We start from the raw sequence: 12666 nt of genomic DNA, 5'->3' as shown, positions 1-12666 counted from the left end.
ACATTGTTAACATTTGTGATGCACATTATGATGCACAAATTTATATTAACACTGTATTTCAAGGTTGAACAGAAACGAACCTAACTCGCACTTAAATATTGATAATTAAAGAAAATATCTGTATTTCTGATACATAAGAGAACTATGAGTAACAACAAGAAACAGCCAACTTTATTTTGGCACGATTATGAGACGTTTGGCGCTAACCCAGCCAAAGATAGGCCTTCGCAGTTTGCAGGCATTAGAACCGATATGGACCTCAATATTATTGAAGAGCCTGTCACTTTCTATTGCAAACTTGCAAACGATTACTTGCCCTCTCCTGAAGCCATTTTGATCACTGGGATAACACCGCAACTGGCAAACCAGAAAGGCATGCCAGAAGCCGAGTTTATGGATAAAGTGCATCAGCAGTTTAGCCAGGAAAATACCTGCGTCGTCGGTTATAACTCCATCCGTTTTGATGATGAAGTGTCACGTTATGGCTTTTACCGTAACTTTTTTGACCCCTATGCCAGAGAGTGGCAAAACGGAAATAGTCGTTGGGACATCATCGATTTGGTCCGCGCTTGCTATGCATTCAGACCTGATGGAATTAATTGGCCACAGAAAGAAGACGGTTCGCCAAGCTTTAAGTTAGAACAATTGACTGTTGCTAATGGCCTTAGCCATGAAAAAGCCCATGATGCAATGTCAGATGTTTATGCCACGATTGGCATGGCAAAACTGATAAAGTCAGTACAACCTAAATTGTTCGATTACTACTTCAGCTTACGCAAAAAGCAGGAAGTGTCTAAGTTAATTGATGTATTAGAGATGAAGCCTTTAGTGCATGTAAGCTCAAAAATCAGTGCCTTAAATGGCTGTACAACACTCATAGCACCACTGGCTTATCACTCCACCAACAAGAATGCGGTTATTTGCGTTAACTTAGCGATGGATGTCACGCCATTGATAGAGCTGACTGCTGAGCAGATCCGTGAACGCATGTATACCAGGCGCGATGATCTGGCAGAAGATGAACTACCTATCGGTCTAAAACAGATCCATATCAATAAGAGCCCATTTCTTGCTGGCGCTAAAACACTCACCGATGAAAACGCTGCTCGATTAGATATCGATAAAGCATTTGCTAGAGAGCAGTATAAAAAGCTTAGGCAACATCCTGAAATTCGGGAAAAACTGGTCGCCGTTTTTGATCTGCACTCTGATCGCGAAATAACAGATCCTGATCTTCAACTCTACAGCGGTGGCTTCTTTAGCCACGCAGATAAAGCGAAGATGGAGATGATCCGTAATACTAAACCGATGAACCTAGCTGCATTAGAGTTAACCTTTGATGATGAGCGCTTACCTGAGATGTTATTTAGGTACCGCGCTCGTAATTACCCTGAAACGTTAAATGACTCTGAGCTAATGCGCTGGCGAGAGTTCTGCCAACCGAGACTCAATGATCCTGATTACATGATCAGATTGGAAAATATCATTGAAGAAACAGAGCAAAATGAATCAAAACAGAAATTACTCCAAGCTTTATGTCATTATCTTAGAAGTATTTAGGCTTTTCAGGTGGTAAAGTGCGATCTCCATCGCATTCTACATGTAACAAGCTTACTAGAATGACATTTCATTAGCGTTAATAAAAGGAAGTAGCATATGCAAGACCGTTTTCTAAAAAGCATAGCTAATTTACCAGAAGCGTTGGCTAAGGCTATCGTGCCTATGCTAGATAAAGATTTTGCCGGGCATCTCGATGCACAGCAAATTGAAGAGCTAAAAGCGGCATCACAGTTAACGGAGCAAGAGTTGCTACTAGCACTGTTACCAATAGCAGCAGCGCTTGCAAGAGTGCCTATCAGTGAATTTTATGTAGGCGCCATTGCTAAAGGAAAAAGCGGCGATATCTACATGGGAGCCAATCTTGAACTTGCTGGTGAGGCACTGTTTCATTCGGTTCATGCTGAGCAAAGTGCGATTAGCCATGCTTGGTTAAGTGGCGAGCGTCAAATTGAAGATGTCATCGTTAACTTTTCACCCTGTGGCCACTGTCGCCAATTTATGAATGAGCTGGTTGAAGGCCAAAAGGTGAACATCCATCTTCCTGAACAAAAAACTCAACCTCTGTCTCATTATCTGCCTTATGCCTTTGGTCCTACAGATCTGAATATCACTGAGCCCTTGCTTACCAAGCAGCAGCATGAGCTGACTCTTGATAGCTCAGATCCGATGGTAATTGAAGCTGTCGATCATGCAGGGCTAAGCTACGCACCTTACACTAAGAACTATGCGGCTGTAGTATTAGAGACTAAAGACGGTGCGACATACTCTGGACGTTATGCAGAAAATGCTGCATTTAATCCATCTATGTTACCCATGCAGATGGCATTATCGAACATGGCTCGTCATAATCGTGATTTCAGCGAAATAAACCGAGCAGTCCTCATTGAGTCTTCTAAAGGAACCGTTTCTTTAGTCGGGGCGACTATGGATGCGTTACACGCCGTTGCTGCTGTTGAACTCGAGCATATTGTTGTAGAGCCAGAATAATTAATATTTTCAGTTATAACTGAAAATGGACTGCCTAGGCAGTCCATTTTTATATCAAGCTAAAATCTAACTTCTGTTTTTCTCTAGCCTTGCCAGCAAGCTAGAGGTGTCCCAACGATTTCCTCCCATCGCTTGCACTTCTGAGTAGAATTGATCGACCAAAGCAGTAAGCGGAAGATGTGAACCGTTGCGGCGTGCTTCCTCTAGCGCAATGCCTAGGTCTTTACGCATCCAGTCGATAGCAAAACCAAAATTGTACTCTCCTTGCCACATGGTTTGGTAACGATTTTCCATCTGCCATGATTGAGCTGCACCTTTGCTGATCACTTCAACCACTTTTTCGCCATCAAGGCCTGCACTGCGTGCAAAATGTAGCCCTTCAGACAGCCCCTGGACCACCCCTGCGATACAAATTTGATTGACCATTTTGGTTAACTGCCCTGCCCCGATATCACCCAAAAGCTCAGCGCAACGAGCGTAAGAGTCAATAACAGGTTTGGCTTGAGCGAACACATCGGCATTACCGCCAGCCATCACAGTCAACACACCATTTTCAGCGCCGGCTTGACCACCTGACACTGGCGCATCGATAAAACCAATGTTCATGTCACTAGCGGCTGCACCTATCTCTCTGGCAACATCGGCAGACGCAGTCGTGTGATCAACTAAAATAGCGCCGCTATTCATTCCCGCTAATACACCCTCTTCAGTCAATGTAACTTGCCTTAGGTCATCATCATTACCAACGCAAACAAAGACAATATCTTGCCCCTGAGCTGCCGCCTTAGGCGTTAAACAATATTGTGCTGAAAACTCTTCGCTCCATGCCTTAGCCTTAGCTTCGGTTCGGTTATACACTGTCACCTCGTGACCATGCTTAACGAGGTGACCCGCCATGGGATAACCCATGACACCTAAACCAATAAATGCAACTTTAGCCATTAGTGTTCCTATTTGTAGGGAGGTTTAATTATATTTGCAGTCATTCTACTGCGGTTAGCCTAAACAAAGTAGTCTCTGCTAGATAATAAAAAAGCCAGCAAGTTGCTGGCTTTTGAATCAAAACGAAGTTCATTAACACTTATAAAGTCACATGTGCGGCCATCTCTGCGCCAATTTTTTTACGCATTTCCATTAATCGTACTGCGGATTCACGCAGCTCTATGTCAGCAGCTGTTGTGGGTACCCACTCTGGTACTTGCGTAGGCTGTCCTTCATCGTCAACGGCAACCATAATCAAAACACAGTGCGTTGTAAGATGTCTATCAGCGCCTTTTGGGTCACCAGCTTTAACATCAATGCCAAGATGCATTGATGTTCTACCGGTATAAATCACCTTAGCAGTGACTTCGACTATGTTACCGACGTAGATAGGCTTTACGAAGCGAATCCCCCCCGCATAAGCGGTGATACAGTACTTACCACTCCAGCCAGCGGCACAGGCGTAACCCGCGAGATCGATCCACTTCATAACTGCTCCGCCGTGGACTTTACCACCAAAATTTACATCTGCGGGTTCAGCTAAAAATCGTAATGTGAGCAATCTATCGGTTCCAGCCATATCGACCTCAAAGGGTAATGTTCTAAGCGATGAGTTTACACCCTTTTACTCAGTAACACATTAATCCCACTCCGTAATATGATCGAAATTCATCTATGCTGCATCAGTGCAGCTTAAATCGACTCAGCGGGGTCTAGTTAAGGTGAAGCAATACTTGTTCTTCTAATAATACTAACCGAACTGAGCCACCAGGTAGCAGCCTAAAGCGATGAGAGGTACTGATAATCGGTAAAGCCATATTTGCGTAGTTGTGCCGATAAATTTGGCACCGTTAATAAGCCCATAAGCAAGAATGCCCGCTAAGAATAACCCCAACACAAGTACACCAGATAACACACTGTATTCATCACTAATAGATATGGCGGTGATCAACAATGCAAACCAAATAAAAGCAAAACCAGCCGCAGCCGCATTAAATGTTTTAACTCCTATAATGAGCTTAGGATGCCAACGAGCACTTTCTCCTCTGACGAGTTCATTTAGGTTCGCTGTCATCATTCCCAATATCGACATGACAGGCAGTACAAGTGGGTTTATCAATTTAAATCCTTAAAAACTGTATGACGGGCTATGCGTGCAGTATCTACCTTAAAAAGCGGTTATACCAGTATCAAATCATTAGGTTAAGTAAGGTTAATCTGCGATATATACCCTGTTAATCTTGCCCCTTTATTGCGTTAATTTTAGGAAATCTAGGCATAAAAAAAGCGCCTAAAAGACGCTTTCTAACTAAGGTGTTTTGGCTATACTTTTTTAAATAGCAGTGAGCCGTTAGTACCACCAAAACCAAATGAATTACATAGGCCATAATCAAACTTAAGATCTCGCGCCGTATGCGGTACAAAATCTAAATCACAACCTTCATCTGGGTTGTCCAAGTTTAAAGTAGGCGGAATGACCTGATCTCTAAGTGCAAGCAAAGTAACGATAGCTTCTAAAGAGCCCGCAGCACCAAGAAGGTGTCCGGTCATGGATTTAGTTGAGCTTACAACTAAATCATAAGCATGGTCACCAAAGGTTGATTTAACCGCAGCAGCCTCTGCTTTGTCGCCCGCTGGAGTTGATGTGCCGTGGGCATTAATATAGCCAATTGCTTCACGACCAATTTTGGCATCATTAATGGCATTAACCATAGCAGCTGCTGCGCCCGCACCGTCACTAGGTGGCGACGTCATATGAAATGCATCACCGCTCATGCCAAAACCTACTAGCTCACCGTAAATGGTCGCTCCACGTGCTTTAGCATGTTCATACTCTTCCATAACCATCACACCAGCACCGTCACCAATAACAAAACCATCGCGGTCTTTATCCCATGGACGGCTAGCAGCTTGTGGATCATCGTTGCGAGTTGATAGTGCCTTTGCAGAACCAAAACCGGCGACGGCTAATGGGCAAGTCACATCTTCCGCACCGCCAGCAACCATCACGTCAGCATCACCATAAGCGATAGTACGCGCCGCAAATCCGATATTGTGTACGCCTGTCGTACAGGCTGTAGTCACTGCAAAGTTAGGTCCTGTCATGCCATACTTAATCGACAGGTGACCTGAAATCATGTTGATAATGGTACTCGGCACAAAAAATGGTGACACTTTACGTGGGCCACCTTTCATTAATGCTGCATGGTTTTGCTCTATCAACGGCATTCCGCCCATACCCGCGCCAATGGCGGTTCCGACGCGTGTAGGATCCAGCTTATCCATCTCTAGACCAGAGTCATCCATTGCTTGGATCCCGGCAGCCATGCCATATTGGATAAAAAGATCCATCTTACGAGCGTCTTTACGTGACATATACTGCTCGACATCAAAATCTTTAACAGACCCGCTAAAACGAGTTGTAAACTCGCTAGCATCAAATTTAGTAATCGGTGCGATTCCACTTTTACCTGAAACGAGAGACTTCCAAGTTGAATCAACTGTATTGCCCACAGGGCTAACTAAGCCTAAGCCAGTTACGACGACACGACGTTTAGACACGCTATCACCTTTACCTATTAAAAATAATTATGATAGTACTAAAGAATATGAACTACCAATACCTTTATGAGCCAGGCCTGATTGGTGTATTGAAGCGGAAGCGAGGAGAATATTGCTTAATGACTTACATCAACCAGCGGCTTTCAGAAACAAAAACAGGCGGCATAAATGCCGCCTGTTTTCAGAAATTCTAGATTACTGATTCTTAGAAACGTAATCGATCGCTGCTTGAACAGTAGTGATCTTTTCTGCTTCTTCATCAGGGATCTCGGTATCAAACTCTTCTTCTAGAGCCATAACCAATTCAACAGTGTCTAGAGAATCTGCACCTAAATCGTCAACGAAAGATGCTGCTGATTTAACGTCTTCTTCTTTAACACCTAGTTGCTCGATGATGATTTTCTTTACACGTTCTTCGATGTTGCTCATTGTTTTCTTTCCTATTCAAATTACGCACTTGCGCAAGATTTCGAGTAGTTTATTGAATTTGACAGACATTGCAAGCTTAACCTTTGTGGTCTAACCACAAAATAGGCTCACTATTGATGCAGATCACCTCCCTAAAGAGGTAATAGTCTGTCGTTCCCTTTAAACCATGTACATGCCGCCATTCACATGAAGAGTCTCTCCAGTGATGTAAGCGGCAGAGTCTGACGCTAAAAAGAGGACTGCGTTAGCAATTTCCTGCGCCTGACCAAGCCTTTCCATTGGCACCTGCGACATAATAGCTTGTTGCTGGTCTTCTGTCAGCTCATCTGTCATATCTGTCTGAATAAATCCAGGAGCAATAGCATTCACTGTTATTTGACGAGATGCAACCTCTCTTGCAAGAGATTTTGTAAATCCTATCAAACCAGCTTTAGCAGCCGCATAGTTAGTTTGGCCTGCATTGCCCATGGTACCTACCACAGAGCCAATATTAATGATGCGTCCATGACGCTTTTTCATCATTGGTCTCATGACAGCTTTTGACGTGCGGAACAATGAAGTCAGGTTAGTGTCAACAATATCTTGCCACTCATCATCTTTCATTCGCATCAACAAATTGTCACGAGTTATACCGGCGTTATTAACTAAAATGTCAACATCACCTGCTTTTTCTTTAATCGTTGCGAACAAGGCTTTAACAGAGTCGCCATCGGTCACGTTTAAAACAAGACCATGGCCGTTATCACCTAAGTAAGCTTGGATCGCTTCTGCGCCACGCTCGCTAGTTGCAGTACCAATAACGACAGCACCAGCAGACACTAATGTTTCTGCAACTGCACGGCCAATACCACGGCTAGCGCCTGTTACTAGGGCTACTTTACCCGTCAAATCAAAACTTATGCTCATCAGATTTCCTTATTCGGTCAATGCCACGAAAGACGCAGCATCGTTAATTGCTTTTGCTGTTAGTGAACGATTAATACGTTTACTGAGCCCTGTTAATACTTTTCCAGGCCCTATTTCAAACAGATTAGTTACGCCTTGTGATGCCATCAGCTCAACAGTTTCAGACCATCTTACAGGGCAGTAAAGTTGACGAACCAATGCATCTTTAATCTCTTGTGCAGCGACTGGAGTAGCAACATCAACATTATTGATCACTGTTACTGAAGGAGCGCTGAACTCGATATCATTTAGCGCTATTGCAAGCTTATCAGCTGCTGGCTTCATTAGTTGGCAATGAGACGGTACGCTCACAGGCAAAGCAACGGCCATTTTTGCACCGTTTTCTTTACATAATGCTGCAGCGCGTTCTACTGCTGCTTTTTCACCAGCGATGACAACTTGGCCCAGGCTGTTGTAATTGACAGGGCTGACAATGTCGCCTTGTGAAGCTTCTTCACACGCTTTAGCGATAGCATCATTGTCTAAACCAATGATTGCAAACATGGCACCTGTACCCGCTGGTACCGCCTGCTGCATAAGCTGACCACGAAGCTCAACCAGTTTAATTGCCGCTTCAAAATCAATCACACCTGCACATACTAGCGCAGAATACTCACCTAAGCTGTGTCCGGCCATGACTCTTGGTAAATCCTTACCAGAAGCTGTATAAGCACGATAAATAGCGACACTTGCCGCGAGTAGAGCGGGCTGTGTCTTATCAGTTTCGTTAAGCGTTTCAACGGGACCTTGTTGTACTAATTCCCATAAATCATAACCGAGAACCTGACTAGCTTGAGCAAATGTCTCAGCAACTACAGGTTGGGACTCAGCCAGTTCTGCTAACATGCCTAAAGCTTGAGAGCCTTGGCCTGGGAATACAAAAGCTGTATTTTCCATATTCATATACCTTTCTATTTACGTCTTGCCGTTAATACGGCAGTTAAAACTTTACTAAAGCGCTTCCCCAGGCAAATCCTGCACCAAAGGCTTCGAGTAATATCATTTGTCCACGCTGGATACGACCATCTCTGACAGCTTCATCAAGTGCAATCGGCACAGATGCTGCGGACGTATTACCATGCTTGGCTAAAGTCAGTACAACTTTATCAAGACTCATGTCCAATTTCTTTGCGGTAGCTTTAATAATTCTAAAGTTAGCCTGATGAGGAACCAGCCAATCGATATCCGACTTCTCTATGTTGTTTTGACGTAATGTTTCAGTCACAACGTGAGACAATTGCGTCACCGCAACTTTAAACACATCGTTACCCTTCATCGTCATATAACCCACAGCTTCGGAGGTTTCCCCTTTACGCGGCGGTATAGAACACTTGAGCAGATCGCCTTGACGGCCATCGGCATAAATATGTGTCGAGATAATACCTGGCTCAGTTGCTGCTCCGACAACTGCAGCGCCTGCGCCATCACCAAACAATATAATTGTCGAGCGGTCTTCTGGCTCACATAAACGTGATAACACATCAGCGCCAATCACTAGCACATTACGCGCGGCACCCGATTTTACATATTGGTCAGCTACAGACAGTGCATAAACGAAACCTGAACAAGCTGCTGCAATATCAAATGCTGGGATAGTATGGATACCTAACATAGCCTGAATTTCACAAGCCGCGGCAGGGAAAGCATTACTCGCACTGGTTGTGCCACAAACAATCATATCGATTTCAGTTGCATCAATACCCGCCATTTCAATAGCTTTGACTGCTGCTTGATAACCCATTGTTGCCACGGTTTCATCTGACGCAGCAATGCGGCGTTCAGAAATACCTGTGCGCTCGACAATCCACTGATCGGTGGTCTCAACCATTTTTTCAAGATCTTGATTACTGCGCACTTGTACCGGTAGATAACTACCAGTACCGAGAATTTTTGTATGCATAAGGAATTTTTCAGCTATTAATGTCTAAAAGAATCGACTCAAGACGGTCTTCGATCATCTGTGGGAGTCGACGTTGTGCTTCTGTCACTGCCAAGCTTATCGCTTGTAAAAAAGCAGCTTCGTCTGCACACCCATGACTTTTTACTACAATTCCGCGCAATCCTATCAGACTTGCCCCATTATAGTGGTCGGGGTTCATCTGATTTAGCAAAGAATGAATACGTGGTGCTATTATTTTGGCGAGAATTCGAACAAAGAAGCCTTCCGTCAGACCTTTTTTCAATTGATGGGTAAGCAGCCTTGCAATACCTTCTGACGTTTTAAGGGTAATATTACCGACAAAGCCATCGCAGACAATAACGTCAACATTACCAGAATAGATTTCATCGCCTTCAATAAAGCCAGTGTAGTTCACTTGGGGGATTTGTTGCAGTAATTGACCCGCTTGTTGAACCTGGTCATTACCTTTTATCTCTTCAATACCCACGTTAAGCAAAGCGACTTTCGGAGAAACCGTTTTATCAACCGTTTCACTCAGTACCGAACCCATCACCGCAAACTGAAATAACGTTTCAGAATCGCAAGTAACGTTTGCCCCTAAATCGAGTAGATAAACAGGCGTATTATTAACGGCAGGCAAGCAGCTAACGAGCGCAGGCCGGTCTATACCGGGTAATGTCTTAAGCAATACTTTAGACATCGCCATTAACGCACCAGTGTTGCCAGCACTTAAGCAAGCTTGTGCTTTACCGTCTCGCACTAACTCTATTGCGATACGCATTGAGCTTTGCTTTCGATTTCTTAAGGCGTGCACAGGTCGATCAGACATAGTCACCACTTCGGTAGTATGTTTAATCTCAATTCGACTGGTTATTTCTGATTCAGCAGGTACTAGATATTGGTCAATCTGGGCTTGGTCGCCCACGAGTATGACTTTTAAAAGGGGGTTTAAGCGAAGTGCCTGCAAAGTTGCAGGCACTGTGATGCGGGGACCAAAGTCGCCCCCCATCGCATCTAACGCAAGCGTCAGATTTGTCATCAGGGTCTCAACAAATTACTTGTTGATAACCTTTTGACCACGGTAGAAACCGTCCGCAGTCACATTGTGACGACGGTGAAGTTCACCACTCGTTGCATCCACTGATAATTGAGCTGTGCTCAAAGAATCGTGTGAACGACGCATACCGCGCTTTGAACGAGATTTTTTATTCTGTTGTACAGCCATTGGCCCTGTCTCCTAGATTACTTGCTCTTCAGTTTTTCTAACACTGCAAACGGATTTGGACGCTCCTCTTGAGCGGGTTCGATCTCGCCTACGACTACGTCTTGTTTACCTTGATGACAATCTTCATTCTCATGCATGGCAATCAAAGGCATAGCGACTATCAATTCATCTTCGATCAATTGATGTAGACGAACTTCGCCAATTTCATTGCACTCAATAGGCTCATACGCATCCGGGAGCTCATCGATTTCAGCTTCAGTCTTACAAAGACCAAAACTAAACTCGACCGTAACCTCAGTGGTAAATAGTGTCATACAACGTTGACAATTCAGAGTGAGCTCCGTCACAGCCTTCCCGTTAAGGTAGACTATCCCCTGTATATCTACGCCACATTCAAGCGACACTGCCACATCAGAACAGTCGCCGGCACATAATTCATTTAATCGCTTTAACTGCTTACCAGGCACCAAACCTTCAAAAGAAAGTTGACTTGTGGCAGCGCGAACGGGATCAATTGAAACCGGTATCTTTACTGTTTGCATAAGGCGCGCATTTTAGGTGAATTTTAGCAGAAGTCAACACCCTTATACATACAAGGTGATTAACGGCCACTTGATTCAGCTAATGTGAGTTGTTAGGTAACCGCATTGTACAAGAAACCCAAGGCTCATGACATTAAATTTCAGCGCTAAATGCGTTTAAGTGTTCGTAAATTCGTCGGCGGTGCTATTTTTGTGATGACAATGCCAGAGTCGCGCTCAATTTGGCTATTTGCCCAACAGCATAGTAGTTATAAGGCTAATGAGCTAATTTGCCAGTCTAGCCTTATTATACATTCATACTGTCGCTAAGCTGCGTTAGGCTCGCTTTTGCCAGCATTGGATACCCAATTAACAATCGTATGGTCAAGCTTTGCTATCCCTTCTCTAGCCACAGCCCCCAGAACCATTGCCAATAAAATGGTCGGGTAAAACGGTCGACTCACTTCTCCACTGAGGTGAACCACAACGCTGAGCATGATTAGAATCGCAACCCATAACTTAAACATATTTATCTCCACGGTAGCTGTTGAATACCACTCCACAATAGCGTTGGTAAACTGTACAACAGCTGACCAATACCTCATTGCATCGTATATACGTAAATAACGATACAATTACGTAGGCAAGAAATATAAAAGAGACAATGTAATTCATATTTGTGGCAATAATGCTTGCTTCTACTGGCTGTTATTAGCGAAAATCCCAAGTTACTCTATATTACGAACCTGTAAAGGCAAACTCATGTCAAAGCCTCTTATATTGGCTTCAACCTCCCCTTTTAGAAAGCAACTATTAGAAAAACTCAATCTGCCTTTTAGCTGCTGCTCGCCTGAAGTCGATGAAACGCCTTTAGAAAATGAATCACCGGCTGACTTAGTGCTCCGACTTGCAAAGCTTAAGGCCGCTGCAGGGGCCGATAAATACTCAGAAGGAATCGTTATAGGCTCAGACCAAGTTGCCGTGATTAATAATAAGATTATTGGTAAGCCGCTGAACCGAGAAACGGCAATAGAGCAGCTAAGCCAGTCCAGTGGTCAAGCCATTACTTTTTATACTGGTCTTGCCGTACATAATGTCAAAAATGGCAATGTAGAGGCAATAGTTGAGCCTTATATTGTCCACTTCAGAACCCTTAGCCAACAGGCTATTAGCAATTATGTGGATATCGAACAGCCTTTTTACTGTGCTGGTAGCTTTAAGTGTGAAGGTTTAGGCATTGCACTTTTTGAACAACTTGAAGGAAAGGATCCGAACACGCTTATAGGCCTGCCTTTAATATCTTTGATTGATTTATTACACCGACAGGGAGTTGATGTGCTTTAAAAAATTTCATATTTGAAAGCAAGCCTATAGCTAGGGGCTGTTGATCTTTCGAGCTTAGTTTTTGTTCGAATTCAATTATTTTAGTACAAGGCTTGAGCGATGATGCTTAGCTGGCTAAGCGAAAAGCTCGTAACGCAGTAATAAAAGAATTGAAACGAACCCAAAGGGCCGCGTTTCTTGGCTATTTTTACTGTGTTGTAGACTATTTGTGG

The 12666-nt window shown here is 43.8% G+C and carries 15 protein-coding genes; 3 read left to right on the top strand and 12 right to left on the bottom strand.

The genetic code is table 11. The features are described 5' to 3' along the window. The first annotated feature begins 144 nt into the window (after positions 1–144). A complete protein-coding gene (gene sbcB, locus AB4135_RS13795; RefSeq protein WP_371993734.1) occupies positions 145–1560 on the top strand; it encodes an exodeoxyribonuclease I in 1416 nt (471 codons plus the stop codon). Positions 1561–1656: 96 nt separating this feature from the next. Beyond that, positions 1657–2547: a cytidine deaminase gene (cdd, locus tag AB4135_RS13790; protein ID WP_371993732.1), complete on the top strand. Its 891-nt coding sequence runs from the start codon at positions 1657–1659 to the stop codon at positions 2545–2547. 66 nt (positions 2548–2613) lie between these two features. Here the strand turns inward: cdd and AB4135_RS13785 are convergent, their stop codons facing one another. The 12 genes from AB4135_RS13785 to AB4135_RS13730 form a co-directional block, all read right to left on the bottom strand. Further along, the gene (locus tag AB4135_RS13785) at positions 2614–3489 is read right to left on the bottom strand and encodes an NAD(P)-dependent oxidoreductase (RefSeq protein WP_371993730.1); all 876 of its coding nucleotides are present in this window, start codon (positions 3487–3489) and stop codon (positions 2614–2616) included. A 139-nt stretch (positions 3490–3628) separates the two neighbouring features. Next, positions 3629–4108: an acyl-CoA thioesterase gene (locus AB4135_RS13780; RefSeq protein ID WP_371993729.1), complete on the bottom strand. Its 480-nt coding sequence runs from the start codon at positions 4106–4108 to the stop codon at positions 3629–3631. A 171-nt stretch (positions 4109–4279) separates the two neighbouring features. After that, complete coding sequence (locus AB4135_RS13775) at positions 4280–4648, bottom strand: hypothetical protein (RefSeq protein WP_371993727.1); 369 nt, start codon at positions 4646–4648, stop codon at positions 4280–4282. Positions 4649–4851: 203 nt separating this feature from the next. Then, positions 4852–6090 (bottom strand): beta-ketoacyl-ACP synthase II, encoded by a 1239-nt coding sequence (fabF, locus tag AB4135_RS13770; RefSeq protein ID WP_371993726.1) that lies wholly within the window; start codon positions 6088–6090, stop codon positions 4852–4854. 195 nt (positions 6091–6285) lie between these two features. Further along, positions 6286–6519 carry an acyl carrier protein gene (acpP, locus tag AB4135_RS13765; protein WP_011496723.1) on the bottom strand — a complete coding sequence of 78 codons (234 nt, stop codon included), beginning with the start codon at positions 6517–6519 and terminating at the stop codon, positions 6286–6288. Between the two features lie 159 nt (positions 6520–6678). Further along, positions 6679–7425 (bottom strand): 3-oxoacyl-ACP reductase FabG, encoded by a 747-nt coding sequence (gene fabG, locus AB4135_RS13760; RefSeq protein WP_020913114.1) that lies wholly within the window; start codon positions 7423–7425, stop codon positions 6679–6681. 9 nt (positions 7426–7434) lie between these two features. Further along, positions 7435–8361, bottom strand: coding sequence for an ACP S-malonyltransferase (gene fabD, locus AB4135_RS13755; RefSeq protein ID WP_371993724.1), 927 nt, complete (start codon positions 8359–8361; stop codon positions 7435–7437). A gap of 43 nt (positions 8362–8404) precedes the next feature. Continuing rightward, positions 8405–9364 (bottom strand): beta-ketoacyl-ACP synthase III, encoded by a 960-nt coding sequence (locus tag AB4135_RS13750; RefSeq protein WP_248975064.1) that lies wholly within the window; start codon positions 9362–9364, stop codon positions 8405–8407. A gap of 10 nt (positions 9365–9374) precedes the next feature. Continuing rightward, positions 9375–10403: a phosphate acyltransferase PlsX gene (gene plsX / locus AB4135_RS13745; protein WP_371993722.1), complete on the bottom strand. Its 1029-nt coding sequence runs from the start codon at positions 10401–10403 to the stop codon at positions 9375–9377. 15 nt (positions 10404–10418) lie between these two features. Then, entirely contained in the window at positions 10419–10589 is a 171-nt protein-coding gene (gene rpmF, locus AB4135_RS13740) for a 50S ribosomal protein L32 (RefSeq protein WP_020913118.1), read from the bottom strand. A 17-nt stretch (positions 10590–10606) separates the two neighbouring features. Continuing rightward, positions 10607–11131, bottom strand: a complete 525-nt coding sequence (gene yceD / locus AB4135_RS13735; protein ID WP_371993720.1) for a 23S rRNA accumulation protein YceD — start codon at positions 11129–11131, stop codon at positions 10607–10609. A 305-nt stretch (positions 11132–11436) separates the two neighbouring features. Then, positions 11437–11637, bottom strand: a complete 201-nt coding sequence (locus AB4135_RS13730; RefSeq protein WP_371993718.1) for a hypothetical protein — start codon at positions 11635–11637, stop codon at positions 11437–11439. A gap of 235 nt (positions 11638–11872) precedes the next feature. Here AB4135_RS13730 and AB4135_RS13725 point away from each other — a divergent pair, with 235 nt between their 5' ends. Next, positions 11873–12454, top strand: a complete 582-nt coding sequence (locus tag AB4135_RS13725; RefSeq protein WP_371993716.1) for a nucleoside triphosphate pyrophosphatase — start codon at positions 11873–11875, stop codon at positions 12452–12454. Positions 12455–12666 lie beyond the last annotated feature (212 nt).

The sequence above is a fragment of the Shewanella sp. 10N.286.54.B9 genome, assembly GCF_041468565.1.
Lineage (GTDB): Bacteria > Pseudomonadota > Gammaproteobacteria > Enterobacterales > Shewanellaceae > Shewanella.
The sequence above is the reverse complement of the archived record's forward strand: the minus strand, read 5'-3'. Positions and strand labels throughout refer to the sequence as shown.

Bases quoted from the DNA above. Each gene is read 5' to 3' on its own strand.
- sbcB (WP_371993734.1), top strand. From the start codon at position 145: ATGAGTAACAACAAGAAACAGCCAACTTTATTTTGGCACGATTATGAG.
- cdd (WP_371993732.1), top strand. From the start codon at position 1,657: ATGCAAGACCGTTTTCTAAAAAGCATAGCTAATTTACCAGAAGCGTTG.
- AB4135_RS13785 (WP_371993730.1), bottom strand. From the start codon at position 3,489: ATGGCTAAAGTTGCATTTATTGGTTTAGGTGTCATGGGTTATCCCATG.
- AB4135_RS13780 (WP_371993729.1), bottom strand. From the start codon at position 4,108: ATGGCTGGAACCGATAGATTGCTCACATTACGATTTTTAGCTGAACCC.
- acpP (WP_011496723.1), bottom strand. From the start codon at position 6,519: ATGAGCAACATCGAAGAACGTGTAAAGAAAATCATCATCGAGCAACTA.
- fabG (WP_020913114.1), bottom strand. From the start codon at position 7,425: ATGAGCATAAGTTTTGATTTGACGGGTAAAGTAGCCCTAGTAACAGGC.
- fabD (WP_371993724.1), bottom strand. From the start codon at position 8,361: ATGGAAAATACAGCTTTTGTATTCCCAGGCCAAGGCTCTCAAGCTTTA.
- AB4135_RS13750 (WP_248975064.1), bottom strand. From the start codon at position 9,364: ATGCATACAAAAATTCTCGGTACTGGTAGTTATCTACCGGTACAAGTG.
- plsX (WP_371993722.1), bottom strand. From the start codon at position 10,403: ATGACAAATCTGACGCTTGCGTTAGATGCGATGGGGGGCGACTTTGGT.
- rpmF (WP_020913118.1), bottom strand. From the start codon at position 10,589: ATGGCTGTACAACAGAATAAAAAATCTCGTTCAAAGCGCGGTATGCGT.
- yceD (WP_371993720.1), bottom strand. From the start codon at position 11,131: ATGCAAACAGTAAAGATACCGGTTTCAATTGATCCCGTTCGCGCTGCC.
- AB4135_RS13730 (WP_371993718.1), bottom strand. From the start codon at position 11,637: ATGTTTAAGTTATGGGTTGCGATTCTAATCATGCTCAGCGTTGTGGTT.
- AB4135_RS13725 (WP_371993716.1), top strand. From the start codon at position 11,873: ATGTCAAAGCCTCTTATATTGGCTTCAACCTCCCCTTTTAGAAAGCAA.